This window comes from Radiobacillus sp. PE A8.2, from assembly GCF_045635475.1.
Taxonomy (GTDB): Bacteria; Bacillota; Bacilli; order Bacillales; family Amphibacillaceae; genus JBJGXI01.
Genome location: NZ_JBJGXI010000034.1, coordinates 31940 through 58292, shown reverse-complemented (window position 1 = coordinate 58292; position 26353 = coordinate 31940). Strand labels below are relative to the sequence as shown.

The 26353-nt window shown below is 37.7% G+C and carries 23 protein-coding genes; all 23 read left to right on the top strand.

The genetic code is table 11. From position 1 onward, the window contains the following. The first annotated feature begins 384 nt into the window (after window positions 1–384). The 23 genes from dpaA to rny all read left to right on the top strand — a co-directional run bounded on the left by dpaA (window position 385) and on the right by rny (window position 26176). A complete protein-coding gene (gene dpaA, locus ACI6MV_RS17040) occupies window positions 385–1266 on the top strand; it encodes a dipicolinic acid synthetase subunit A (RefSeq protein ID WP_407271528.1) in 882 nt (293 codons plus the stop codon). A 25-nt stretch (window positions 1267–1291) separates the two neighbouring features. Next, window positions 1292–1879: a dipicolinate synthase subunit B gene (locus ACI6MV_RS17035; RefSeq protein WP_407271527.1), complete on the top strand. Its 588-nt coding sequence runs from the start codon at window positions 1292–1294 to the stop codon at window positions 1877–1879. A 104-nt stretch (window positions 1880–1983) separates the two neighbouring features. After that, the gene (asd, locus tag ACI6MV_RS17030) at window positions 1984–3030 is read left to right on the top strand and encodes an aspartate-semialdehyde dehydrogenase (protein ID WP_407271526.1); all 1047 of its coding nucleotides are present in this window, start codon (window positions 1984–1986) and stop codon (window positions 3028–3030) included. Between the two features lie 15 nt (window positions 3031–3045). Further along, on the top strand, window positions 3046–4263 hold the full coding sequence (dapG, locus tag ACI6MV_RS17025) for an aspartate kinase (protein WP_407271525.1): 1218 nt from the start codon (window positions 3046–3048) through the stop codon (window positions 4261–4263). A gap of 99 nt (window positions 4264–4362) precedes the next feature. After that, window positions 4363–5232, top strand: a complete 870-nt coding sequence (gene dapA, locus ACI6MV_RS17020) for a 4-hydroxy-tetrahydrodipicolinate synthase (protein WP_407271524.1) — start codon at window positions 4363–4365, stop codon at window positions 5230–5232. Window positions 5233–5376: 144 nt separating this feature from the next. Beyond that, the gene (locus tag ACI6MV_RS17015; RefSeq protein WP_407271523.1) at window positions 5377–6102 is read left to right on the top strand and encodes a ClpP family protease; all 726 of its coding nucleotides are present in this window, start codon (window positions 5377–5379) and stop codon (window positions 6100–6102) included. Beyond that, window positions 6099–6308 carry a YlzJ-like family protein gene (locus ACI6MV_RS17010; protein ID WP_407271522.1) on the top strand — a complete coding sequence of 70 codons (210 nt, stop codon included), beginning with the start codon at window positions 6099–6101 and terminating at the stop codon, window positions 6306–6308. The genes ACI6MV_RS17015 and ACI6MV_RS17010 overlap by 4 nt, the downstream gene beginning before the upstream one ends. 258 nt (window positions 6309–6566) lie before the next feature. Continuing rightward, complete coding sequence (locus ACI6MV_RS17005; protein WP_407271521.1) at window positions 6567–8867, top strand: FtsK/SpoIIIE family DNA translocase; 2301 nt, start codon at window positions 6567–6569, stop codon at window positions 8865–8867. A gap of 214 nt (window positions 8868–9081) precedes the next feature. After that, window positions 9082–9807 (top strand): GntR family transcriptional regulator, encoded by a 726-nt coding sequence (locus ACI6MV_RS17000; protein ID WP_407271520.1) that lies wholly within the window; start codon window positions 9082–9084, stop codon window positions 9805–9807. A 105-nt stretch (window positions 9808–9912) separates the two neighbouring features. Next, the gene (locus tag ACI6MV_RS16995) at window positions 9913–11037 is read left to right on the top strand and encodes a BMP family lipoprotein (RefSeq protein ID WP_407271519.1); all 1125 of its coding nucleotides are present in this window, start codon (window positions 9913–9915) and stop codon (window positions 11035–11037) included. Between the two features lie 194 nt (window positions 11038–11231). After that, window positions 11232–12764, top strand: coding sequence for an ABC transporter ATP-binding protein (locus ACI6MV_RS16990; RefSeq protein WP_407271518.1), 1533 nt, complete (start codon window positions 11232–11234; stop codon window positions 12762–12764). Then, window positions 12764–13807 carry an ABC transporter permease gene (locus ACI6MV_RS16985; RefSeq protein WP_407271517.1) on the top strand — a complete coding sequence of 348 codons (1044 nt, stop codon included), beginning with the start codon at window positions 12764–12766 and terminating at the stop codon, window positions 13805–13807. Before ACI6MV_RS16990 ends, ACI6MV_RS16985 begins: the two co-directional genes overlap by 1 nt. Beyond that, a complete protein-coding gene (locus tag ACI6MV_RS16980; RefSeq protein ID WP_407271516.1) occupies window positions 13808–14770 on the top strand; it encodes an ABC transporter permease in 963 nt (320 codons plus the stop codon). 780 nt (window positions 14771–15550) lie between these two features. After that, a complete protein-coding gene (yfmF, locus tag ACI6MV_RS16975; RefSeq protein ID WP_407271515.1) occupies window positions 15551–16840 on the top strand; it encodes an EF-P 5-aminopentanol modification-associated protein YfmF in 1290 nt (429 codons plus the stop codon). Continuing rightward, window positions 16833–18116, top strand: coding sequence for an EF-P 5-aminopentanol modification-associated protein YfmH (yfmH, locus tag ACI6MV_RS16970; RefSeq protein ID WP_407271514.1), 1284 nt, complete (start codon window positions 16833–16835; stop codon window positions 18114–18116). The genes yfmF and yfmH overlap by 8 nt, the downstream gene beginning before the upstream one ends. A 9-nt stretch (window positions 18117–18125) precedes the next feature. Continuing rightward, complete coding sequence (gene ymfI / locus ACI6MV_RS16965) at window positions 18126–18842, top strand: elongation factor P 5-aminopentanone reductase (RefSeq protein ID WP_407271513.1); 717 nt, start codon at window positions 18126–18128, stop codon at window positions 18840–18842. Between the two features lie 112 nt (window positions 18843–18954). Then, the gene (locus ACI6MV_RS16960; RefSeq protein WP_407271512.1) at window positions 18955–19215 is read left to right on the top strand and encodes a DUF3243 domain-containing protein; all 261 of its coding nucleotides are present in this window, start codon (window positions 18955–18957) and stop codon (window positions 19213–19215) included. Window positions 19216–19416: 201 nt separating this feature from the next. After that, on the top strand, window positions 19417–20202 hold the full coding sequence (locus ACI6MV_RS16955; RefSeq protein WP_407271511.1) for a DUF3388 domain-containing protein: 786 nt from the start codon (window positions 19417–19419) through the stop codon (window positions 20200–20202). A 12-nt stretch (window positions 20203–20214) separates the two neighbouring features. Next, window positions 20215–21150, top strand: coding sequence for a helix-turn-helix domain-containing protein (locus tag ACI6MV_RS16950; RefSeq protein ID WP_407271510.1), 936 nt, complete (start codon window positions 20215–20217; stop codon window positions 21148–21150). Window positions 21151–21224: 74 nt separating this feature from the next. Continuing rightward, window positions 21225–21803: a CDP-diacylglycerol--glycerol-3-phosphate 3-phosphatidyltransferase gene (pgsA, locus tag ACI6MV_RS16945; RefSeq protein WP_407271509.1), complete on the top strand. Its 579-nt coding sequence runs from the start codon at window positions 21225–21227 to the stop codon at window positions 21801–21803. Further along, the gene (locus tag ACI6MV_RS16940; protein ID WP_407271508.1) at window positions 21803–23050 is read left to right on the top strand and encodes a competence/damage-inducible protein A; all 1248 of its coding nucleotides are present in this window, start codon (window positions 21803–21805) and stop codon (window positions 23048–23050) included. The genes pgsA and ACI6MV_RS16940 overlap by 1 nt, the downstream gene beginning before the upstream one ends. A gap of 201 nt (window positions 23051–23251) precedes the next feature. After that, the gene (gene recA / locus ACI6MV_RS16935; RefSeq protein WP_407271507.1) at window positions 23252–24343 is read left to right on the top strand and encodes a recombinase RecA; all 1092 of its coding nucleotides are present in this window, start codon (window positions 23252–23254) and stop codon (window positions 24341–24343) included. 270 nt (window positions 24344–24613) lie between these two features. Then, window positions 24614–26176, top strand: a complete 1563-nt coding sequence (rny, locus tag ACI6MV_RS16930) for a ribonuclease Y (RefSeq protein WP_407271506.1) — start codon at window positions 24614–24616, stop codon at window positions 26174–26176. Window positions 26177–26353 lie beyond the last annotated feature (177 nt).

The following is a 26353-nucleotide window of genomic DNA, read 5'->3' as shown; positions in this document are numbered from 1 at the left end:
GTTGTGTATATCTTGCTGAGTTATTTAGCCACGGCCAGCGACTAGCGGCGTAAGTGAGACCCCGGAGCGCGAAGGCGCGAGGAGGCTCACTAGCCCCCCGCGGAAAGCAAAGTGTAGGAACGGAGCGGTTCACATGTAGGATCAGTGAGCACCTTTCCACTACGACGCATATTAGCTATTTTGCGCATTAACAACAATCTTTTAGAAAACAGCCAAGAAAATAGAGTGATTACTCTTTTTTGGGCCATCAAAATTTGATTAGGCTAACTACCCATGAAACTAAAATATTTTTTTGGGTTATTATCTAATCAAATAATAATCACTAACTATACAATTTTTCATAAGATAACAAAGAATAGCGATAACGCCAGGTGAGGTGAAATAATGAATACATCAAAATCAATTGCAGTATTGGGTGGAGACGCGCGTTATTTACAGATGATTAAAAACTTGGCAACTTACCAGACGACAGATATTCATTTAGTAGGATTTGATCAGTTAAATCAGGGCTTTACTGAGGTGAAGCAAGTTGATATGGATGATCTTGATGCTGCTAAGCTTGATGCTGTTATCCTTCCAATACCTGGAACTGATGATAAAGGCAATATTGAAACAGTTTTTTCAGACACAAATATTCAAATAACCGTAGAATGGCTCAAGCAACTTCCGAAACATTGTTTAATATTTAGTGGCATTACCAATGATTTTCTTACAAACAGTGTGAAAGAAGCAGGGTTAAGGTTATTTCCATTAATGGATCGAAATGATGTGGCCATTTACAATTCTATTCCAACGGTTGAAGGAACAATTATGATTGCTATTGAGCACACTGATTTTACCATTCATTCTTCTAATATTATCGTATTAGGATTAGGTCGTGTAGGAATGAGCACAGCTAGTAAATTCGCTGGATTAGGTGCGAAGGTGTTTGTAGGCTCAAGAAGCAATGAAGATCTTGCAAGAGCCAAGGAAATGGGGTTAACACCGTTCCACATTAGTGAATTACCATCCTATACACCGAACTGTGACATTTTAATTAATACGGTACCGGCTTTAGTAGTAACAGATGAGACGATTAAGCCTATGAAATCGCATGCTCTAATTATTGATTTAGCATCAAAGCCTGGTGGTACTGATTTTGACTATGCAAAAAAAAGAGGCATAACCGCGTTACATTCACTAGGGTTACCAGGAATTGTTGCGCCAAAAACCGCTGGAGAAATTTTAGGAAATGTGATTGCGCAAATTCTAAAAGAACAACAATAAAGATTTATAGGGGAGTGTTTTTAGTATGACTTTAAAAGGAAAAAGAATAGGGTTTGGAATTACTGGCTCACACTGTACGTACGAAGCGGTTTTCCCCGAGATTGAAAAGTTAGTGGAAATGGGTGCAGATGTCGTTCCAGTAGTTTCTTATACCGTCCAAAATACGGATACTAAATTCGGGGATGCAAAGGATCATTTAGAACGAATCAAACAAATAACTGGAAGAGAATTAATAACCACGATTCCAGAAGCAGAACCAATGGGGCCGCAAATACCTGTAGATTGTATGGTTATTGCGCCGTTAACCGGTAACAGCATGAGCCGGTTAGCAAATGCAATCTCGGATACTCCTGTACTAATGGCTACAAAAGCTACAATTAGAAATGGATGTCCGGTTGTATTAGCCATTTCAACAAATGATGCTTTAGGTTTAAATGGGGTAAATTTAATGCGCCTAATGTCAACTAAATTAATGTATTTTGTTCCGTATGGCCAAGATGATCCAATTAAAAAGCCTAATTCTTTAGTAGCTGATATGACGTTAATACCAGAAACAATTGAGCATGCTTTACAATTCAAGCAAATTCAGCCTGTTTTAATTGAAAGAAAATAGCTAATAGTCGCTTTCCTAACCTTACTTCCTTAAAATATGTTAAAATAATATTCGACTAACTATTTTTCAATTAACTAGTAAGGATAGGAGAGGGGATTTACGATATGGTAAATGAACAAGGATATAATGTGGCAGTAGTCGGTGCAACTGGTGCTGTCGGACAAAAAATGTTAGAAACATTAGACAAGAAAAATTTTCCAATAAAAGAATTGACGTTATTGTCATCCAGCCGATCTGCTGGAAAAAAAATAAATTTTAAAGGTGAAGAATATACCGTTAAAGAAGCGACTCCAGAAAGCTTTACTGGAATTCAAATCGCATTATTTTCTGCTGGAGGATCTGTCTCTAAAAAACTAGCTCATGAAGCAGTATCAAGAGGTGCAGTTGTTGTTGATAATACGAGTGCATTCCGCATGGATCAAGATGTGCCTTTAGTTGTACCAGAAGTAAATGAAGAAGATATTAAAAATCACAAAGGCATTATTGCAAACCCTAACTGTTCTACAATTCAGATGGTAGCTGCATTAAAGCCGCTACAGGATACTTTTGGTATTACTCGTGTACTTGTATCTACCTATCAAGCGGTTTCTGGAGCTGGAAATGAAGCAGTGGAAGAATTAAAGCAACAGTCCCAAGCAATCTTAAATGGCGATGAACCTAATACAGAGCTTTTACCTGTAAAAGGGGATAAAAAGCATTATCCAATCGCATTTAATGCATTACCACAAATCGATGTATTCCAAGAAAATGGTTATACTTTCGAAGAAATGAAAATGATTAATGAAACAAAGAAAATTATGCATGCGCCACAACTTCCTGTTGCTGCAACGTGTGTACGTTTACCTTTCTTTACTGCTCATGCAGAGAGTGTTTACGTTGAAGTAGATAAAGAAGGAGTAGAAGTAACAGATTTACACCGAATCTTAATGGATGCACCTGGTATTGAATTACAGGATGATCCTGCTACACAAACGTATCCTACACCCCTATCAGCTTCAGGTAAAAGTGAAGTGTTTGTTGGAAGAATAAGAAAAGACCTTGATAATCCCAAAGGGTTCCACCTATGGGTTGTATCAGATAACTTGCTAAAAGGTGCAGCATGGAATTCCGTTCAAATAGCAGAAAGTCTTGTAAAAAATAATTGGCTGTAAACTAGAGGTGTCATGATGAAAATTTTGGTTCAAAAGTTTGGTGGTACTTCTGTCCGTGATTCTGAATCCAGACAGTTTGCCATCAGCCATGTCAAAGAAGCAATTTCTGAAGGGTATAAGGTTGTTGTAGTCGTGTCTGCCATGGGGCGGAATCCTGATCCTTATGCAACAGACTCGTTACTTGAACTAGTAAACCACCCAAATAGCTCTATAAGTAAACGCGAGTATGATTTGCTATTATCTTGTGGCGAAACAATTTCATCTGTTGTTTTCACGAATGAACTTAAACAGCAAAATATTTCAGCTATGTCTTTAACTGGCGCTCAAGCAGGCTTTATTACGAGTAGCGATTTCACAGAAGCAAAAATCAAATCGATGAAAGTAGATCGTGTGCTAGAGGAATTAGAGTCGTGTGACGCTATTGTTGTAGCTGGGTTTCAAGGGCAGACGGAAACAGGTGACATAACGACGCTAGGTAGAGGTGGCAGTGATACTTCTGCGTCTGCACTTGGAGCAGCACTTCAAGCAGAATATATTGATATATTTACAGACGTGGAAGGTATCATGACTGCTGACCCAAGATTAGTCAAAGATGCAAGAACCATGCAAGTCGTTACTTACACAGAAATTTGTAATTTAGCCTATCAAGGTGCAAAAGTAATTCATCCAAGAGCAGTAGAAATAGCGATGCAAGCAAAAGTGCCAATTCGGGTAAGGTCAACAAATTCAAAAGAGATTGGGACATTAGTAACTTCTTTAAATAATGATTCGATTGAAACGGCAATTTCAGATCGACTTATTACTGGAATAGCCCATATGGCTGGTGTAACACAAATTAAGGTCTTGGCACATGAAAAACCATATCAGTTACATTCAGCAGTTTTTAAAGTGATGGCTGAAGCTGGAATTTCGGTAGATTTTATAAATATATCTCCAACAGGAGTTGTCTACACAATTCCAGAACCTTTTACGGATAAAGCAGTCCGTTTACTCCAAGAGCTCGGATATGAACCAGAAATTACGAAAGATTGTGCAAAAGTGTCCTTAGTTGGTGCAGGAATGACAGGAGTCCCGGGAGTAACTGCTAAAATTGTGCAGACACTAACCGATGCTGGTATTTTTATTTTGCAATCTGCTGATAGTCATACTACGATTTGGGTATTAATTCATCATCGCGACCTTATCCCTGCCGTTAATGCATTACACAAAGCTTTTGAACTTGATCGCGTGTAAGCCCCCCTGTGTTATGGGTAAATCTCACCCATAAACTTACAGGGTTTACGAGCTTGAGTGGCGGATAAAGTAGGATAGAGATGAAAGGAGACCTGAAAAATGAATTTCGGCAGCGTGCTTACTGCAATGGTTACTCCGTTTAACGAAGAGGGAAAAATAGATTTTCCTAAAACAACTGCATTGATTGAGCATCTAATTGCAAACGGTTCAGATGGTTTAGTTGTTGCTGGTACAACCGGTGAATCCCCGACATTGAGTTCTCAAGAGAAGTTGGCGTTATTTGATCATGTTGTCCGAATTGTGGACCATCGGGTACCTGTGATCGCTGGTACTGGTAACAATAACACAGCAGCTTCGATCAGCCTGACAAAAGAGGCGGAGAGCTTAGGTGTAGATGGCATTTTACTTGTAACGCCATATTACAATAAACCAAATCAAAGTGGATTGTACGAACACTTTGCAACTATCGCAAAATCAACCATGCTTCCTATAATGTTATATAATATTCCAGGAAGATCGGTTATTTCATTACATGTTGATACGATTATAAAATTATCACAAATACCGAATGTTGTTTCAATTAAAGATTCAAGTGGAAATCTTGACTTGATTACGACTATTATTGATAAAACAAGTGAAGAGTTTACAGTATATAGTGGCGATGATAGTTTAGGTTTACCAATAATGGCTGTAGGTGGAACTGGCATTGTATCTGTAGCTTCTCATATAGTTGGCAATGAAATAAAAATGATGTTGACCTCCTATCAACAAGGCAATGTAGAAGAATCCGGGCGAATACATCGTAATTTGCTACCTCTTATGAAAGGTTTATTCATTGCACCTTCCCCCGCACCTGTAAAGGCCGTTTTAAACTTTAAGGGAATCGAAGTAGGAAGTGTAAGATTGCCTCTCGTTCCGTTAAATGATTTAGAATTGGAACAATTAAAGCAATTATGTGAGAAAATATAATTATGTTTTTGTCTGAAACGATAATCCTTTCTTTGAAAAGGGTTATCGTTATTTTTTATTTGATAATATGTTCCATTAAATTAGGTATGTATCAAAACTACCTGTTCATACTAATAATAAGCTAAGAAAGGAGCGTTTATTAATATGAATAAAGAACCAGAAAAACAAGATGACAATCAGGACCAGTCAAATCAGTCCTCATTAGTACAGAAAATACAGGCTCTAGGACAATCTTCTGTTGCACAAGCACCTGATTCGAATATACACGTCTTGCCTATTATCGGACAGATTGAGGGACACATACAATTACCGCCACAAAATAAGACAACCAAGTACGAACATCTCATTCCACAAATCGTGGCAATTGAGCAAAACCCTAAAATTGAGGGTCTAGTTATATTATTAAACACCGTTGGAGGAGATGTAGAAGCTGGTTTAGCTTTATCTGAAATGCTCGCATCATTATCAAAACCAACTGTATCCATTGTATTAGGAGGCGGACATTCCATAGGTGTACCAATTGCTGTATCAGCAGATTATTCATTTATCGTACCGACCGCAACGATGACAATTCATCCGATCCGTCTGACTGGATTAGTTATTGGCGTTCCGCAAACATTCGAATACTTAGATAAGATGCAGGAGCGTGTCATTCAATTTGTTACAAATCATTCGAATATAGAAGAAGAAAAATTCAAAGATTTAATGTTTGCAAAAGGTAACTTAACAAGAGATATCGGAACAAACGTGATTGGCAAAGATGCAGTTGAATCTGGACTGATCGATGCTGTCGGCGGTGTCAAAGATGCGATGGTAAAGCTAAATGAATTAATTGAAAGTTCTCGTCAAGAAGGGAATATGATCCAATGATCCTATATACACCTTTAAGTGAACACGATATATTTCCAACAGAGTCTACGCATTATGATAAATGTGAAACCATTGCTCATAATGGCAAAATGCTGCAAGTGGAACGCTTGGAAAATGGTACGTATAAGGTAATGAAGTTATTATCAACAGATCCACAAGACTTTTTAGATAATCGTTATTGCCCTGGAGAAATAATTTCAGGTTAAATTCCATTTTTATATTCTCGTCCACCTATCGTTTTCAAATAGATCAATCCAACTATATGCGGACAGTTATGAAACATAATTAGAAAATTGACTCTATTCAAATAATAAAAGATAGCATCAATAACAGAAGTCTATGTGATATAATAGAGGTAATGTGGCAAACAATGCCACTACTACCAAGAACTTAAACCCTTGTCAGGTAGCTGACAGGGGTTTGTCTAATACTAGAACCTTAGACGTTCTTTAGAGGTGAAAAACATGGCAAAAAAGAGAAATACTAGAAAAAGTCAACCTAAGTTAAAACAACAAATAAAATATGAGCTAATAGGAATCTTGTTTCTATTTCTAGCGGTTTTTGGAAGTGGAGCGAGCTCCATTAGTGAAGGGGCAATTCCAGGTATAATAGAGAATCTGTTCCGATTCTTTTTTGGAATCTGGTTTCCAGTAGGCTCTGTATTTTTGTCATGGATTGGTATTTATTTAATTATTAAGCGTCAAATACCTTACTTATTTAACAAACGAATCGTTGGCTTTTATATTATCTTCTTAGCAATTCTATTAATCACACATATTCAGACATATGAAGTTTTATTAGCAGACTCGTTTCAAACATCTATATTAAGGGAAACTGCAAGTCACATTATGGCATATGTCCAGAATACAGAGTCTTCTGCAAATTTAGGTGGAGGGATTATCGGTGCCTTATTATTAACATTCAGTTATTTTTTGTTTTCCGTTAAAGGTGCACAAATCCTCGCATTTTTCTCTTTGCTTATCGGTGCGATTTTTATTACGGAAATCTCGATTGGAGATTTGCTTGTCAAACTATGGGGTAGTTCTCAAAATCATTGGAAAGCACAGAAAAAGCGATGGAAGAAATATCGTTCTGATAAAAAAAAGAGAACTGTCTCTTCTAACATCAAAACAGATCCTCTCGATGTTACCGATGAACATACGATCGATATCGGAGAAGAGGTGCAAGAAAATAAAGATTTCCCTGATATCGCATATTCTATCGACAACGTACCGAAACAAGAACCGAAAGAGAAAGAAGATACTAAAGAAGAACAAACTAGTAACGATGAAGTGGATCATGATATTGCGGCATCACTTCCGATGGCAGAAACGGAAAACTATGAATATCAACTACCTCCGATAGAGCTCTTAGCAGAACCTAAGCACAATGCACAGCATCAAGAACGTGGCCAAATCCAAGCTGTTGTGCGTAAACTAGAGAGAACGTTTCATAGTTTTGGTGTGAAAGCTAAAGTAACAAAAGTGCATGTTGGTCCTGCAGTTACAAAATATGAGGTTTATCCTGACATTGGCGTGAAAGTGAGTAAAATCGTTAACTTACATGACGATCTTGCTCTCGCTCTTGCCGCCAAAGATATTAGGATTGAAGCACCTATTCCAGGCAAATCTGCAATCGGTATTGAAGTTCCGAACCAAGAAGTCGCTATGGTATCGCTAAGAGAGGTGCTGGAGACAAAGAAATTGATTCAGGGTTCAAAGTTATCATTTGCACTAGGCAGAGATATATCGGGGGAATCGGTAACTGCAGAACTAAACAAAATGCCGCACTTGTTAGTAGCAGGTGCGACGGGTAGTGGTAAAAGTGTATGTATTAATGGCATAATTACTAGTATTCTTATGCGTGCCAAACCGCATGAAGTTAAAATGATGATGATCGACCCTAAAAAAGTAGAATTAAACGTCTACAATGGCATCCCACATCTTTTAGCTCCAGTTGTGACAGATCCTAAAAAAGCATCTAGAGCATTAAAGAAAGTAGTATCAGAGATGGAACGACGCTATGATTTGTTTTCTGATACGGGTACAAGAAATATTGAAGCGTACAATGAATATATTAAAAAATCTAATTTGGCGGAAAATGATAATCAACCACAGCTACCATATATTGTCGTGCTTGTAGATGAGCTTGCTGATTTAATGATGGTTGCTTCTAACGATGTGGAAGATGCAATTACTAGGCTTGCACAGATGGCTCGTGCCGCTGGAATCCACTTGATTATTGCTACGCAACGACCATCAGTAGATGTTATTACTGGTGTTATAAAAGCGAACATTCCATCAAGAATAGCTTTCAGTGTCTCTTCACAGACCGATTCACGCACCATTCTGGATTCAGGCGGTGCTGAAAAGCTATTAGGGCAAGGGGATATGTTATTCATTCCAGTCGGTTCTTCCAAACCTACTAGAATTCAAGGTGCATTTCTATCCGATGAAGAGGTCGAACGTATAGTAGATTTTTGTATTGATCAACAAAAGGCCCAATATCAAGAGGAAATGATTCCTGATGAAGAAACAGAGGTAACGAATGACGTCGATGATGATTTGTTTGATGATGCAGTTCAACTAATTACTGAGATCCAAAGTGCAAGCGTGTCAATGCTTCAGCGAAGGTTTAGAATCGGCTATACAAGAGCAGCTCGTTTAATAGATGCTATGGAGGCAAGGGGTATAGTAGGTCCTTATGAGGGTAGCAAACCACGTACAGTATTAATAAGTGAAACAACTGAAGAAAAATCTTCATAAAGTATAAAGTTGATGGAATACTACAAGAAAGGACCCCTTGTTTGTGAAGCAAACAGGGTTTTTATACGGTATCAATATCTAACAGATCAAAATTTGTAATGATTTTTGACAAAATTCGTCATATTTCTGTTTATTTTTAAAATCATTAATGATATATTCTTAATAATGTTATTTGGTAAGGTCTCTAAAGTGAGGATAACATTAGGGGGTACATATGTCTTTGAAAACAGATTCTCGTCCTTTATATTTACAAGTTATTGATCGTATAAAACGAGACATAGATGAGGGGATGTATAAAGAAAAACAACAGCTTCCATCTGAGTTTGAGTTATCTAAAAGCCTAGGCGTTTCAAGGGCAACGTTACGTGAAGCTCTTCGACAATTAGAAGAGGAGAGTGTCGTCTCAAGAAGGCATGGTGTTGGGACATTTGTAAATTCAAAACCGATTGTTTCTTCGGGAATTGAACAACTAAGCAGTATTACAGATATGATCATCCGTTCTGGTAGAACACCTGGGTCCCAATACTTGTCGACAGAATTAATTGAGCCGACCGAAGAAGATAGAAAGAGATTTGCACCTAAACCAATAGAGACTTTAGCAAAGATTGAGAGACTACGAACAGCAGATGGACAACCAGCTGTTTTTTGTGTGGACAAGATTGATCATCGATTAATTCCACTCGAACAGGTGCATGAACAGGATTCCATCTTCAAATTATTAGAAGAGCATGGTAAGAAGCGTGTAGGATACGCTGTTACTTACATAGAACCTATAGGTTATCATGAGGTGGTTTCCCCGTTGTTGCACTGTGAACCTGACCAAGCATTATTGTTGCTAAAGCAAATGCACTTTACGGAAGATGACGAGCCTGTATTATATTCAGCCAATTATTTTCGGGCAGATGTTTTCAGTTTTTATGTATTGAGAACAAGGTCTTAATTCTAATTTTAAACCTTTTGGGAGGTGGTGCCACACTAATTGTTAGAAGTTAATTAGTTGGTTCATCTAGAATTACAAATATAATTATTTAATGGGGGTACTATTTTGAAGAAAAATCGTTTGTTTTTATTGTTAGCATTACTACTGTCTGTTGGATTAATTTTGGCAGCTTGTGGTACTAATGGAGAAGATGAAGAAGAAGAGACAGATACTACAAATGACGGTGCTGCTAATGAAGGTACAAATGAAGAAGCTGACACTGATTTTACAGTTGGTATGGTAACAGATGTCGGTGGTGTTGATGATAAATCATTCAACCAATCTGCTTGGGAAGGTATTAAACAATTTGGTGAAGAAAATGGACTAGTTGAAGGTGAAAGCTATGCATATGCACAATCTTCTGGTGATGCCGATTATTTACCTAACTTGAACCGTCTAACAAAAGATGGATATGATTTAATTTTCTCAATTGGGTTCATGTTAGCGGAATCAACAGGAAAGATTGCAGAGCAAAACCCAGATACAAACTATTCTATCGTTGACGAAGTAGTAGAAGCTGATAACGTTGCGAGTATTAAATTTAAAGAACAACAAGGTTCATTCCTAGTAGGTGTTGCTGCTGCCTTGAAATCCGAGTCAGGAAAAGTTGGTTTCATAGGTGGAGCACAAAGTGAGTTAATTAAGCGTTTTGAAGCAGGATTCCGTGCTGGTGTAGCTTCTGTAGATTCAGCGATCGAAGTACAAGTTCAATATGCTGATTCATTCCAAGATGCTACAAAAGGGAAAGCAATTGCAGCAAACATGTACAATAGTGGTGTTGATGTTATTTATCACGCTTCTGGTGCTACAGGTAATGGTGTGTTTGCACAAGCGAAAGATATTAAAAACAGTGATCCAGATGCATATGTTTGGGTTATCGGTGTTGACCGTGATCAACACGATGAAGGTCAAATTGAGGATATGAACGTTACATTAACTTCTATGTTGAAACGTGTTGACGTTGCGGTTCAAGATATTGCAAAACGTGCGATGAATGGTGAATTCCCTGGCGGGGAAACCATTGAGTATGGTTTAGAAGATAATGGTATCGATGTAGCAAAAACAAACGAAGAAGCTTACACGGATGAAATAAATACTGCTGTAGAAGATTGGAAACAAAAGATATTAGATGGCGAAGTAGAAGTTCCAACTACAGATGATGAGTTACAAACATTCTTAGATTCACTTTAAAAATTATCAGAGAAAAGGCTAGAAATATCTAGCCTTTTCTCCATGATAGGAAAGTCATTAAAGGAAAGGTTCTTCAGGATCTTTTCCTTTGGTGATTTTTGTAAGAACAATTTATATGAGGGAATAATAAGTGTTTTAATAAGAATTTGCTTATACTAAGAAGAAGTAGCAATGTAAGTAGAAGGAGTTGAAATATGTTGGATAATTATGTAGTAGAAATGCTCGATATACGCAAAGAGTTTCCAGGTATCGTTGCTAACGATAATATTACTCTACAAGTAAAACAAGGAGAAATTCATGCACTTCTTGGAGAAAATGGCGCGGGGAAATCAACCCTTATGAATGTATTATTTGGCCTATATCAGCCTGAACGAGGAGAAATTCGTGTGAAAGGTGAAAAGGTACATATAACTGATCCTAACGTAGCGAACGATCTGGGGATTGGTATGGTACACCAACACTTCATGTTAATCGATACTTTTACTGTTACACAAAATATCATATTGGGTAGTGAACCCGGCCGATATGGAAAGATCGATATGAAGCAAGCAGAACAAAAAGTACTTGAGCTTTCTGAGCAGTACGGGTTGAAAGTAGATCCAAGAGCTAAGATTCGAGATATTTCAGTCGGTATGCAACAACGAGTTGAGATTTTAAAAACATTATATCGAGGTGCCGAGGTTCTTATTTTAGATGAACCAACAGCTGTGCTAACTCCACAAGAAATTAAGGAACTAATTGTAATTTTAAAAGCATTAGTTAAAGAAGGTATTTCAATAATTTTAATTACACATAAATTAAAAGAAATTATGGAAGTATGTGACCGATGCACAATTATTAGGAAAGGTGTTGGTATTGAAACAGTTAATGTTAAGGATACTAACGTCGATCAATTAGCAGAACTAATGGTTGGGAGAGAAATCAGCTTTACGACTGAGAAAACACCTGCAAATCCAAAACAAATCGTTCTATCCATAAAAGGACTAAGGGTCAAGGATGCTCGAGGTGTAAACATGGTGAAAGATCTCAATCTTAATGTCCAAGCAGGAGAAATCGTGGGCATAGCTGGTGTAGATGGAAATGGCCAAACTGAATTTATTGAAGCCATTACTGGCTTAAGAAAAACAGAGGCAGGTCAAGTAAGCTTGAATGAGAAAGATATTACAGGCTTGACTCCGAGAAAAGTAACCGAGTCAGGGGTGTCTCACATCCCACAAGATAGACATAAATTCGGATTAGTACTCGATTTCCCAATCGGTGAAAATATGGTCTTACAAACCTACTACCAAAAACCGTATGCTAAAAAAGGTGTGTTATCTTTCAAAAATATATACGCGCATGCAAAGAAATTAATAGACGAATATGACGTGCGTACTCCTAGTGAATTCACATTAGCTCGAGCATTATCAGGAGGAAATCAACAGAAGGCGATTATTGCTCGCGAAGTAGATCGTTCACCTGATTTGATCATTGCCGTGCAACCAACTCGTGGTCTTGATGTAGGTGCGATTGAATTCATTCATAAAAAATTAATTGAAGAACGAGATAAAGGACGAGCTGTATTACTTGTTTCTTTTGAATTAGATGAGGTTATGAATGTGAGTGACCGAATCGCGGTAATGTTCGATGGAAGCATTGTTGCAAATGTGAAGCCTGAAGAGACCGATGAACAAGAACTCGGGTTACTCATGGCAGGTAGTAGTAGAGAGAAAGCGGGTGAACATTAATGTTTTCTAATCGTTATTTTAATATTATGGTTCCGATCATTTCCGTATTTCTCGGACTACTAGCAGGTGCAATTATTATGCTAGCCTTCCAGTATAATCCTATAAAAGGGTATATAGCATTATGGAATGGATCATTTGGTGATATTTATTATTTCGGGGAAACAATTAGACAGGTTACTCCTTACATTTTGACAGGGCTATCGGTTGCCTTTGCTTTTCGAACGGGACTATTTAATATTGGTGCAGAGGGGCAAGTTATTGTTGGCTGGCTCGCATCGGTATGGATTGGTACTGCTTTTGATATGCCTATGATTATTCATTTGCCATTATCACTTCTTGTAGCTGCACTTGCCGGTGCGTTCTGGGGTTTTATTCCAGGATTATTAAAGGCAAAATTAGGAGTGCATGAAGTAATCATTACGATTATGATGAATTACATCGCCTTGCACTCCTCAAATGCAATCATTAGAAATGTATTAACAGACTCGAAAGACCGTACCGAAAATATTGCTGGGTCCGCATCACTTGCGTCCGATTCATTGTCAGAAGCTTTCGGGTTTTCACGTTTGCATTTTGGTATTTTTGTTGCACTTCTCATAGCGATCTTCATGTGGTTTTTATTAGAGAAAACAACGACTGGTTATGAATTGCGTGCGGTTGGATTTAACAAATATGCATCCGAATATGCAGGGATGAATGTTGGAAAAAATATCATATCTGCTATGGTAATATCTGGTGGATTCGCTGGTTTAGCTGGAGCAATGGAAGGACTCGGTACTTTCGGGTATATGCCTACACATGCGGCGTTTACAAATTTAGGCTTTGATGGGATCGCGGTTGCACTACTCGGCGCAAATAATGCGTTTGGAGTTGTAATTTCGGCTTTATTATTTGGTGCTCTAAAAACGGGGTCATTAAATATGCCAAGAGCTGGTGTACCTTCTGAATTGGTTGAAATTGTGATCGCTCTTATTATCTTCTTCGTAGCTGCTAGCTATATGATTCGTTGGATTTTATTACGTTTTAAAAAGGAGGGGAAATAGATGTCAGCACTTGTTGATGTTTTACAGTCTATTATTCCAATCGCACTGTTCTATTCAGCCCCTTTAATCTTCACAGCTCTTGGTGGTGTGTTTAGTGAACGTTCTGGTGTTGTTAACATCGGATTAGAAGGTTTAATGGTAATGGGAGCTTTCGTAGGTATTGTTTTTAATTTAACGTTTGCAGACGTATTTGGAGATGCAACACCGTGGATTTCAATTATTGTAGCAATGCTTGTGTCCAGTCTCTTTTCGCTGATTCACGCTGTTGCTTCTGTATCCTTACGAGCAGATCAAGTCGTTAGTGGTGTAGCAATTAACTTTTTAGCTGTTGGACTAGGCGTATTCTTAACAAAGCAATGGTATGGTAAAGGACAAACAGATATGGTGTCTGAGCCAATTTTCTCTACAAATATTCCTTTGCTTTCTGATATACCTGTGCTTGGACCTATTTTCTTTCAAGGTGTTCACTATACATCTTATATTGCGATTTTAACGGCATTTATTGCTTGGTTTGTCTTATATAAAACGTCCTTTGGGTTAAGGCTGAGGGCAGTTGGGGAACATCCTATGGCTGCTGATACTAACGGTATAAATGTGTATAGAATGCGTTATATTGCAGTATTACTTTCTGGTGCTTTAGGTGGGATCGGTGGATCTGTTTTTGCGCTTACGATCGCCTTTAACTTTTCTGCATCGACAATTGTAGGTCAAGGGTTTATGTCATTGGCGGCCGTCATTTTTGGTAAGTGGCATCCGTTAGGTGCAATGGGTGCTGCATTATTTTTTGGATTTGCACAAAGCTTAAGTGTAATAAGCGGCAATATTCCTTTATTAGAAAATGTACCTTCCATTTATTTGACAATTGCGCCATATGTTCTAACAATCCTTGCACTAGCTGGATTTATCGGCCGTGCTGAAGCGCCGAAGGCAAATGGTCAGCCTTATATTAAAGGAAGTCGTTAAGAGTTTTTCTTAAAGTTTGTTGAATTCATGATTGAATCAAAATGCGTCGTAGTAGTGATTGCTAATCGGACGCTGCGGAAAAATACGCCCTTTCCGCGGGGAACGCTCTACTCCTCCTCGATCGCAAAGAGCGCTCTCTGCGGGGTCTTCAGACTGTTCCTTTCCCGCTGGAGTGGCGTATTTTTCCACAGCTAAGGGTGGTTTTCTGTTAAACACCTTTAATGAAGCGTAGTCCCTACACCTTGACTCCTGCGGGACTAGCGGCGTAAGTGAGACCCCGGAGCGCGAAGGGAGGCCACTGAAAAAGTCTTTGTCTGTTAAAAATGAAGTTTTTTCAAAAACACTATCCCAAAATCTTGCTACTTTTCTATAGAAAAGTGGAGAAACCAGTTCGATTTACTTCTGATTTTTAGGCGGAAAGTGGGGATGGATTTTTTTTGGTATTCACTCTTTTCAAAATTTATCGGACTTTTTCAGTGGCCTAGCGCGAAGGCGCGAGGAGGCTCACTAGCCCCCCCGCGGAAAGCAAAGTGTAGGGACGGAGCGGTGCACATGTAGGATCAGTGAGCACCTTTACACTACGACGCATACTAGCTATTTTGCGAAATATCAACTACTTTAAGAAAACAGCTTTTCTTAAAAATACATGAAAAAGAAACTCGGGATTTGTTTCCGGGTTTCTTTTTCGTTAAAATAAAGAGAAGCATTATTTTCCAATTGGATAGATATAGTTAGGTAATGAAATGCTATACATATATTAATATTAGGGAGGAAAGACACATGCAAATGGTAAAAGAACAAAAAATTACGTCAAAAGGCTTTCAGTTGCACGTTGTTCCGACGAAAAAGTTTAAAACAATTCATGTTGTTGCTCGTTTCAAATCATCCTTATCACGAGACACGATAACAAAGAGAGCGTTAATTCCATACATTCTTCAACAAGGCACAAAGAACTATCCTACTGCCCGCGAGCTGCAAACTGCTCTTGATCAATTATATGGAGCAATTTTTAATATAGATGCAGCTAAAAAAGGGGATAATCACATTTTAACCTTTCGAATGGAAATCGCCAACCAGGCATTCCTAACGTCACACGAACCGATTTTAGATAAAGCTCTTGATTTATTGCATGAAATTATTTTTAATCCAAAAACGTCCAATGGGGCTTTTGATGAGTCAATCTTAAAAAGAGAGAAACAAACATTAAAGCATAAGATGGATTCCATTATTGATGATAAAATGAGCTTTGCAAATATGAGATTAATCGATGAGATGTGTACAGATGAGGCGTATAGCCTACATGTTCACGGCTATCCAGATGATTTAGAAGCAATTACATCTCAACAGTTGTATAGCTATTATCAGGAATTGTTACATCAAGACCAGATGGATGTTTATATCGTTGGTGATTTAGATGGATTAGATGTCGAGAACATGATGGAATCATGTTTTTCAAGAGAAGTTTCAGACAACGAGCAAACAGTTGAAGTATCGATTAAACCTGCGATTAAGAATGTAAATGAGGTAGTTGAGCGACAACAGTTGCAACAAGCAAAACTACACATCGGCTATCGAACTAATATTACTTACACTGATGAAGCATATCCAGGGTTACAGGTGTTTAATGGCATATTTGGTGGTTTCCCAAGCTCAAAGTTATTCATGAATGTTCGTGAAAAACATAGCTTAGCGTACTATGCCGCTTCTAGAATTGAGAGTCACAAAGGTTTGCTATTTGTGTTTAGTGGAATCGCTCCGGATAAGTTCAATGATGCCAAGGAAATCATTCTAGAACAAATGGACCGAATGAAACAAGGGGATTTCTCTGAAGAACAGGTGGAAGAAGCGAAACAAATAATTGTTAATCAGCTAAAGGAAACGTTAGATCATCCATTTGGAATAGTTGAGTTATTGTATCATCAAGTCTTAGCTGGAAGTAATAGCAGCCCAGATGATTTAATTGAGAAGGTTAAACAAGTGACGAAAGACGATTTGCTTCAAATTGGTAAGAAAATTGAATTAGATACGATTTATTTCCTAACCAGTCAAGGAGGTACCGAAAATGAATAATACCTACTATGAGCAATTAAAAGAAACAATTCACTCAGAAAAACTAGCGAATGGGTTGCATGTTTTTCTGCTTCCAAAACCAGAAATGGCTAAAACCTTTGGCATTTTTTCAACAAATTATGGATCGATTGATCAAACTTTTGTACCAATCGGTGAATCTGAACCAGTAACTGTTCCGGATGGTATTGCCCACTTTCTTGAGCACAAATTGTTTGAAAAGGAAGACAGAGATGTGTTTCAAGATTTCACAAAACGTGGCGCTTCTGCCAATGCATTTACTTCATTCACGAAGACTGCATATTTGTTCTCAGCAACAAGTAACATAGATGAAAATGTTTCAACATTGATCGATTTTGTTCAAGATCCTTATTTTTCAGATCAATCGGTTGAAAAAGAAAAGGGCATCATTGCCCAAGAAATTCGTATGTACGATGATCAACCAGATTGGCGCTCTTTCTTTGGGACGATTCAAAGTTTATACCATCATCATCCTGTTCAAATTGATATAGCTGGTTCTGTAGAATCGATAGAAAAGATCACGAAGGAAGACCTGTACACGTGTTATCATACTTTCTATCACCCATCTAATATGACATTATTCGTTGCAGGGAATTTTGAACCAGAAAACATGATGAAGCTAATTAAAGAAAATCAAGCTGAAAAGAGTTTTGCTGAATTAAATGAAATAGACCGTTCTTTTCCTGAAGAGCCAAATGATGTGGCAAAGAAAAAGCATGTTATTCATATGCCTGTTTCCGTGCCTAAATGCATGGTTGGTCTAAAAGAAAGTGCTACTTATGTTGATAATGTTTCCTTTTTAAAAGCAGAATTACTTTCAAGCATGTTACTTGATTATTACTTTTCAAAAAGCGGCGAATATTATCAGGAATTGTATGAAAAAGACCTTATAGACAATAGCTTCAGCTTCGAAGCGAATTTGGAAAAGAATTTTGGTTTTTCAATTATCGGCGGAAATACAACTGAACCAGATGCCTTAGCAAAAAAATTGACTAGTATGTTAAATAATTTCAAAGAGGTAACGTTGAATCATGACGATTTTGAGCGCATGAAGCGAAAAAAAATTGGCCAGTTTCTACGCGCGTTAAATTCTCTTGAATTTGTATCAAATCAATTTATTCATTATAATTTGCTTGGTATTGACTTGTTCGAAGTACTTCCAGTAATCGAAGCATTAACTGTTGAGGAAGCTAATCAATTCTTGAAAAACTGGGTTGAAGATGACCGTATTGCAGTATGCCAAATCTTACCGGAGTAGAAATTATTTATGAAAAAAAACTGTTTAATTATTGGAGCTAGTGGAGATATTGGGGTTAAAATTGCAGAACGACTAGCCAATGACGGGTATACGTTGTTATTGCATTATCATCAAAATAATCGTCAATTAGAAGCGTTAGTAAGCCTATTACCAGAAGAAACAGTATTACAGATCGTACAAGGTGATCTTAGTACTACTGATGGTATTAATAAATTTTTAACTTCTATCCATTTTGATATCGATACAATTGTATTTGCAAGTGGTCGAAGTATCTATGGCTTGTTTCATGAAACTGACCTAGACGAGATGGATCGTATGCTCACCATCCATGTGAAAGCTTTATGGATGATTTCAAAACATTTTTTACCGAAGATGATTACGAAAAAGGACGGGCAAATCATCGTTATATCATCGATTTGGGGTGAGGATGGAGCAAGCTGTGAGGTTGTTTATTCAACTGTGAAAGGTGCACAGATTAGTTTTGTAAAATCGCTTGCAAAGGAAGTAGCCTCGAGTGGAATATCGGTTAATGGAATCAGCCCAGGGTTTATTGAAACAAAAATGAACGATGGCTTCACGTTAGAAGAAAAACAAGTGATTATAGATCAAATACCTGTCAATAGAGCTGGTCGTCCAGAAGATATCGCTCATGCAGTAGCATTCTTATTAGATGATCGCTCAAGTTATATTCAAGGGGAAATACTACGCATATCAGGTGCGTGGTAAGTGTCATACAACTATGACCTGATGTATTTTTGAAATTGATTAAATTTATGTATAAACTTGCCTCTTCCTTCAAAAGATAAGCTTGTAAGTTGAATGAAGGAGGATTTAAATTATGTCAGTTCTTGATAATTTCGAATCTTGGAAAGACTTTCTTGGTGATCGCTTGCATCAGGCGGAAGGGCAAGGAATGAGCCAACAAGCAGTTTCAGATTTGGCATATGAAATCGGTGGGTATTTATCTAAACAGGTAGATGCTAAAAATGACCAAGAAGCAGTATTACGTGATTTGTGGAATGCTGCAAATAAAGATGAGCAGCACGCTATGGCCAATATTATGGTGAAGCTAGTGCACAATGAAGGTACTGCTCAATAAACGTATTTCAAATCTATACGGTTCACGTCTGAAACCCTTGCTTCGCATTTTGACGCAAGGGTTTTGGTCTATTTTTACAATTATTATTTAAAAATTTCAATTATCTATGCTTATCGGCAATTAACTTCTTTAATATTCGATGAAAATCATTTATGATGAGAGTATCATGCATTTGTTTAGTAAGCATAAAGGAGTTCTATCATGGAAAAAACCGAATGGTATCTTGAATATGAGATTCAACATAATCGACCAGGTTTACTTGGAGATATTTCCTCCTTGTTAGGTATGCTATCGATAAATATTATAACAATTAACGGAGTCGAAAATTTTCGTCGTGGTATGTTACTCGTGTCACATAAAGATGCCCAAATTACTAGGCTTAAATCGATATTAAATACGATGGACACGATTAATGTTACAAAACTTAGGAAACCTAAACTAAGAGATCGTTTAGCGGTTAGACATGGTAGGTATATACATAGTGATGTGGATGATAAGAAAACATTTCGATTTGTTCGCAATGAACTCGGACTTTTAGTTGATTTTATGGCAGAATTATATAAGAAGGATGGCCACAAATTAATAGGGGTTCGCGGTATGCCTAGAGTAGGTAAAACAGAGTCTATAGTAGCAGCTAGTGTGTGTGCGAACAAGCGTTGGTTATTTGTCTCAAGCACACTCTTAAAACAAACAGTAAGAAATCAACTTATTCAAGATGAATACAGCGATAACAATATATTTATTATTGATGGTGTAGTATCTACTCGACGTGCTAGCGAAAAACATTGGGAATTAATACGAGAAATTATGAGATTACCTGCCACAAAGGTAGTGGAGCATCCAGATATTTTTGTTGAGCAAACTGGATATAAGTTAGACGATTTCGACTATATTATTGAACTTCGTAACAATGAAGAGGAAGAAATAAGATACGATCCAATTAATAAAGCTAAGTTTGAGCAAGATGATGGTTTTTTTGGTATTTGATTTTTATAATGGATGGTGTTAAACATGGAATTAGGCGCAAAGCTTAAGGAAGCAAGAGAAGCAAAGGATCTCACATTGAACGACATTCAACAAGAAACTAAAATTCAAGTCAGATACTTACAAGCAATTGAACAAAACAATTTCAGCATTATGCCTGGAAGCTTTTATGTGCGTGCTTTTATTAAAGAATATGCTACTTTGGTTGGTTTAGATCCAGATCAATTAATTGAAGAGCATAATTCAGAACTACCTGCTACTAGCACGGATACGAATGTTAACTATACACGTGTGCAGCGTAGTCGTAAGGACACAACATCAACAAAAAGTCCGAAAGTTTTTTCGTACTTACCGACAATTATTGTCGCGTTACTTATTGTCGGTATCGTTTTTCTAGTCTGGTTTTTAAACAGGGAAATCCCAGATGATTCAAATCCATCACCTGATACAGAGCAGGAAAATACAAGTGGAGACGAAGTTGTGCTTCCGCCGGGCCAAGATACAGAAGCTGATGAAGATGAAGAAAATCCACAAGGGGAAGAAGAAAATCAAGACGAAGCACCAGTGGATGAAGAACCGGAAACACCAGAACCTACTTTAACAGTAGAAAGTCAAGGAACAGAGGGTGGAAATCCACTAACCACTTACCAGTTCGTGAATACAAGCGATGAAGTGATTGTAGTTTTCGAATCAGAATCAAATCACTGGCTTGAGGTGAAAAATGGAGAAGGTAATAGCTTATATGAAGCTATGTTTCAACCTACAGAATCGCCACTAGAAGTTGATATGAGTGGTGAACAACAGCTCTATTTCCGTTTTGGAGAACCGGGTAATCCTGGTGATCCAGGAGCGTTAAAAATTACCATCAATGGTGTGGTTTTAGAATTACCTGAAGGTTATGATCCTGTAGCAGTTCAAAGAGTTCGTGTTAATATTGAAAATCAAGAGTAGATGTTGTTAACAGCCCTTTCCATCTAAGGATGGGAAGGGTTAAATTTCGCTAATTAAAGGAGTAGAATCATACAATGAATATTCCCAATCGGATTACGATTTCACGTATTTTATTAATTCCTATTTTTATTCTTCTGTTAAGTGTACCTTTTGACTGGGGGAGCTGGCAGGTTGGAGAAGCTACACTGCCAATTGTTGATTTTGTCGCTGCTATGTTATTTATTGTTGCCTCTGCAACAGATTGGCTTGATGGCTATTACGCAAGAAAATATAATCTAGTTACTAATCTGGGTAAATTTTTAGATCCAATGGCTGACAAATTACTTGTTTCTGCAGCATTTATCTTACTTATAGAAATGAATTTGGCGCCTGCATGGATAGTTATTATTATTATTAGTCGTGAGTTTGCAGTAACGGGATTAAGATTAGTCGCTGCAGGAGATGGAGTTGTACTAGCTGCAGGTCAAATGGGAAAATTAAAAACGTGGATTCAAATTGTTTCTATTTCAGCATTATTATTACATAATGTTCCATTTTCTTATTTTGATATCCCGTTTGCAAGCTTATCCTTATATGCTGCATTACTTATAACCGTTGTATCAGGAGTGGATTATTTTGTTAAAAATTGGCACGTAATGAGGGATTCAAAATAATGAGTAATTACAAAGCGGAAATTATAGCAGTCGGAACAGAGCTACTTTTAGGCCAAATTACGAACACGAATGCACAATGGCTTTCAGAACGCTTAGCTGAACAAGGACTAAATGTTTACTATCACGGGGTTGTTGGTGATAACTTTGAAAGAGTAAAAACAACATTCCTACAAGCAAATGACCGTTCAGATATTGTAATTGTAACTGGAGGATTAGGTCCTACCGATGATGATTTGACCCGTGAAGCTTTTCAAGCAGTAGCTAACTTATCTGTCTATGAAGATAAATCTACCATGGACAAAATCATATCTTACTACAATAAATCAAAAAAACAGATGACACCGAACAATCGGAAGCAATCATTAGTTTTCGAAGGTGCGACAGTCTTATCCAATAGTGCTGGAATGGCACCAGGGATGATTGTTGAATACAACCAAGTAATTTGGGTTTTTATGCCTGGTGTACCAAAAGAAATGAAAGCAATCACTACTGAACATGTGATGCCTTTTCTTAAAGAAAAATTACAATTGTCTACAGTAATTGAATCTCGTATGCTTCGTTTTATTGGTATTGGTGAATCTCAGCTTGAGCATGACTTAAAGCAATTAATACTTGATCAAAAAAATCCAACGATTGCTCCACTTGCATCTGAAGGTGAAGTGGCGATTCGAATAACGGCTAAAGCAGATTCAAGTAGCACAGCTAAAGATTTAATTGATAGCACAGAAAAGAAAATCCTGGAAATAGCAGGCGACCATTTTTATGGTCATGATCAAGATACAATTCAAACTAAAGTGTTTAATAGATTAAAGGAAACACAACAAACAATAGCTGCAGCTGAGAGCCTAACTGGCGGACGATTCACAGATGAACTTATCTCAATCCCAGGGGCCTCTGAAGTATGCATGGGTGGCGTTGTATGCTACTCAAAACATGTTAAACAGACATTGCTACGCGTTTCCAAGCAGACATTAGATACACATGGGACAGTCAGTCAAGCATGTGCAACTGAATTAGCTCAAAATGTCCAGCACCTGTTAGGAGCTGATATTGGAATTAGCTTTACAGGTGTTGCAGGTCCTTCAGTTGAAGAAGGCAAACCTGTCGGTAAGGTATTTATTAGTATATATAATAAATCTGGTAACTTATTAACGAAAGAATGCCATTTTCAAGGAAATCGGGATGCAATTAGAAACCGTGCAGTTAAAAAGGGATTCGAATTACTGTATCAGCAATTAAATCAATAAAAGTAAATTTTATAATTTCAAACCTGAATTTTGTAAAACTAAACTTTCACAATCATTAAAAATTAAATTTCACCTAGAACAAAACATAATTTTCACAGTGAATAAATGTTCGAAAATAAGGGAACATTTATTCGCTTTTTACTTGTTAAATCTCAAAAAACAAGTTATGATAATACTAGTTTACTATAAGGAGGAAACAAAGTGAGTGATCGCAAACAAGCGTTAGATATGGCTTTAAAACAAATAGAGAAGCAATTTGGTAAAGGATCTATTATGAAACTAGGAGAAAGAGCAGAGCAAAAGGTGGCTACGGTGCCAAGTGGTTCTTTAGCATTAGATGTTGCATTAGGAGTAGGTGGCTACCCTAGAGGACGTGTAGTAGAAATATATGGTCCGGAATCATCAGGTAAAACAACCGTTTCCTTGCATGCGATTGCAGAAGCACAAAGACAAGGTGGCCAAGCAGCATTTATCGATGCTGAGCACGCATTAGATCCTGTATATGCAAGAAATCTTGGTGTTAATGTTGATGAGCTACTATTATCTCAACCAGACACAGGTGAACAGGCTTTAGAAATTGCAGAAGCCCTAGTTCGTAGTGGTGCGGTTGATATGGTCGTAATCGATTCAGTTGCAGCATTAGTACCAAAAGCTGAGATTGAAGGGGAAATGGGTGACTCCCATGTTGGATTGCAAGCGCGTCTAATGTCACAGGCGTTGAGAAAACTTTCAGGTGCTATTAACAAATCAAGAACAACGGCTATTTTCATCAACCAAATTCGTGAAAAGGTTGGAGTTATGTTTGGTAATCCTGAAACAACACCTGGTGGACGTGCGCTTAAGTTCTATGCTTCGGTTAGACTAGAGGTCCGTCGTGCGGAAACATTGAAACAAGGAAATGACTTTGTAGGTAATAAAACAAAAATAAAAGTAGTTAAAAATAAAGTTGCGCCTCCGTTTAGAACTGCTGAAGTGGATATTATGTACGGTGAAGGTATTTCAAGAGAAGGTGAACTCTTAGACATCGGTTCGGATTTAGACATTGTTCTAAAAAGTGGTGCTTGGTATTCTTACAATGAAGAAAGACTTGGTCAAGGTCGTGAAAATGCCAAACAATTTTTAAAAGAAAATACATCGATTGCAGATGAGGTTCATCAGGCTATTCGAACACATTATAATTTAGATGAAGTAATAGAGCCTGAAGAAGATAAAGATAACTCTAAATCTACTACTAAATCTAATTCTAAAGCTAAAGCGAAAGAAAGCCAAGAAGCACTAGATATTGAATCTTAATACCGATACTCTAAACCCCTTACAGGTAGAACTGTAAGGGGTTTAGAGTTTAATATGGACTAAATGCGAGAAATCAAAAATAAGTCGCTATAATAACTTGTTAGGGAATAACATACGTTTCCTTGACATTATTTACCCTCAGGATTAAAATTAACTATGTATAATTTTCATATTTATTATACAATATTCGTTAATTAAATAATTATTGAAACACTGTACATGCCGAATACACATTTTTTGTACAAGTTTATAGCAAGAGGAGGTGAAACCATGGATTTAAGTATTACCATCATCTTCATTTTGCTATTCCTACTTCTCGGTATTTTTGTTGGGTATCTGATACGTAAGTCTATTGCTGAGGCGAAAATTTCCAGTGCGGAACAATTGGCTAAGCAAATAGTCGAAGAGGGTTACCGTAATGCAGAAGCTGCTAAAAAAGAAGCGCTTCTCGAAGCTAAAGATGAAAACCATAAACTTCGTCAGCAGGTTGAACAGGAACTTAGAGAAAGACGATCCGAAACACAAAAACATGAAAATCGTCTTATGCAAAAAGAAGAGAACCTAAACCGAAAAGACGAAACGCTGGATAAGCGTGAGCTCATGTTAGAGAAGAAAGATAGTTCGCTAGCAGAAAAACAACAACAAATTGCAGAAATGGAAAGCAAAGTGGAAAGCTTGTTAAGCGAGCAGCAAACAGAGCTAGAACGCATTTCCGGATACACTTCTGACCAAGCAAAACAGATCATATTAGAGCGGATTGAAAATGAAGTAACGCATGAAGCGGCAATTATGATTAAAGAAACAGAAAATCGTGCGAAAGAAGAAGCGGACAAAAAAGCAAAGGGGATCTTATCCTTGGCTTTACAGCGTTGTGCAGCAGATCATGTAGCTGAAACTACTGTATCTGTCGTTAATCTACCGAATGACGAAATGAAAGGTCGAATCATTGGTCGTGAAGGGCGTAATATTCGTACGCTAGAAACCCTGACTGGTATTGACTTAATCATAGATGACACGCCGGAAGCAGTAATTCTATCTGGTTTTGATCCGATACGAAGAGAAACTGCACGGATTGCGTTAGAAAAACTCGTTCAAGACGGACGAATTCACCCTGCACGTATCGAAGAAATGGTAGAAAAATCGAGACGTGAAGTGGATGAATACATTCGTGAAGTAGGGGAACAAACAACGTTTGAGGTCGGTGTACATGGTCTGCATCCAGACCTTATTAAAATCTTAGGTCGACTTAAATATCGTACGAGCTATGGTCAAAACGTGTTGAAGCATTCAACGGAAGTGGCGTATCTGTCTGGATTATTAGCTGCAGAGCTAGGAGAAGATCAAACGCTAGCTAAGAGAGCAGGATTGCTTCACGACATTGGTAAAGCCATTGACCACGAAGTAGAAGGAAGTCATGTGGAAATTGGTAAAGAATTAGCTACAAAGTATAAAGAACATCCGGTTGTTATTAATTCAATCGCTTCTCACCACGGTGATGAAGAACCAACCTCCATAATTGCTGTACTAGTCGCAGCAGCTGATGCATTGTCAGCCGCAAGACCTGGAGCAAGAAGTGAGACGTTGGAGAATTATATTAAGCGACTAGAAAAGCTGGAAGAGATTTCTGAGTCCTACGCAGGAGTAGAGAAATCATTTGCAATTCAAGCTGGTCGTGAAGTGAGAATTATGGTAAAACCAGATGAAATTGATGATCTTGAATCGTTACGGATTGCAAGAGAAATACGAAAAAGAATTGAAAATGAACTGGATTACCCAGGTCATATAAAGGTTACAGTAATTCGCGAAACGAGAGCAGTTGAATATGCAAAATAAAAAAAGCGACCTCCTGGTCGCTTTTTTATTTTGCTCTTTTCGTAGAGTTTGTTGCTTTTTATGTCATAATTGAAGTGGGAACCGTCGTAACGTAGTGCTCGTGATTTCCGCTCCAGGCAGTCGCTTTCCGCGGGCACGGCTTCAGCTAACTCAGAAGCAAATGTTTTCGGTGGGACG

Coding starts and splice junctions, on each gene's coding strand:
- ACI6MV_RS16960 (WP_407271512.1), top strand. CDS start 18,955: ATGTCAGTTCTTGATAATTTCGAATCTTGGAAAGACTTTCTTGGTGAT.
- ACI6MV_RS17000 (WP_407271520.1), top strand. CDS start 9,082: ATGTCTTTGAAAACAGATTCTCGTCCTTTATATTTACAAGTTATTGAT.
- ACI6MV_RS16940 (WP_407271508.1), top strand. CDS start 21,803: ATGAGTAATTACAAAGCGGAAATTATAGCAGTCGGAACAGAGCTACTT.
- yfmH (WP_407271514.1), top strand. CDS start 16,833: ATGAATAATACCTACTATGAGCAATTAAAAGAAACAATTCACTCAGAA.
- ACI6MV_RS16985 (WP_407271517.1), top strand. CDS start 12,764: ATGTTTTCTAATCGTTATTTTAATATTATGGTTCCGATCATTTCCGTA.
- ACI6MV_RS16980 (WP_407271516.1), top strand. CDS start 13,808: ATGTCAGCACTTGTTGATGTTTTACAGTCTATTATTCCAATCGCACTG.
- ACI6MV_RS17005 (WP_407271521.1), top strand. CDS start 6,567: ATGGCAAAAAAGAGAAATACTAGAAAAAGTCAACCTAAGTTAAAACAA.
- rny (WP_407271506.1), top strand. CDS start 24,614: ATGGATTTAAGTATTACCATCATCTTCATTTTGCTATTCCTACTTCTC.
- ymfI (WP_407271513.1), top strand. CDS start 18,126: ATGAAAAAAAACTGTTTAATTATTGGAGCTAGTGGAGATATTGGGGTT.
- ACI6MV_RS16955 (WP_407271511.1), top strand. CDS start 19,417: ATGGAAAAAACCGAATGGTATCTTGAATATGAGATTCAACATAATCGA.
- ACI6MV_RS16990 (WP_407271518.1), top strand. CDS start 11,232: ATGTTGGATAATTATGTAGTAGAAATGCTCGATATACGCAAAGAGTTT.
- ACI6MV_RS17010 (WP_407271522.1), top strand. CDS start 6,099: ATGATCCTATATACACCTTTAAGTGAACACGATATATTTCCAACAGAG.
- yfmF (WP_407271515.1), top strand. CDS start 15,551: ATGCAAATGGTAAAAGAACAAAAAATTACGTCAAAAGGCTTTCAGTTG.
- ACI6MV_RS17035 (WP_407271527.1), top strand. CDS start 1,292: ATGACTTTAAAAGGAAAAAGAATAGGGTTTGGAATTACTGGCTCACAC.
- dpaA (WP_407271528.1), top strand. CDS start 385: ATGAATACATCAAAATCAATTGCAGTATTGGGTGGAGACGCGCGTTAT.
- pgsA (WP_407271509.1), top strand. CDS start 21,225: ATGAATATTCCCAATCGGATTACGATTTCACGTATTTTATTAATTCCT.
- dapG (WP_407271525.1), top strand. CDS start 3,046: ATGAAAATTTTGGTTCAAAAGTTTGGTGGTACTTCTGTCCGTGATTCT.
- ACI6MV_RS16950 (WP_407271510.1), top strand. CDS start 20,215: ATGGTGTTAAACATGGAATTAGGCGCAAAGCTTAAGGAAGCAAGAGAA.
- asd (WP_407271526.1), top strand. CDS start 1,984: ATGGTAAATGAACAAGGATATAATGTGGCAGTAGTCGGTGCAACTGGT.
- ACI6MV_RS17015 (WP_407271523.1), top strand. CDS start 5,377: ATGAATAAAGAACCAGAAAAACAAGATGACAATCAGGACCAGTCAAAT.
- dapA (WP_407271524.1), top strand. CDS start 4,363: ATGAATTTCGGCAGCGTGCTTACTGCAATGGTTACTCCGTTTAACGAA.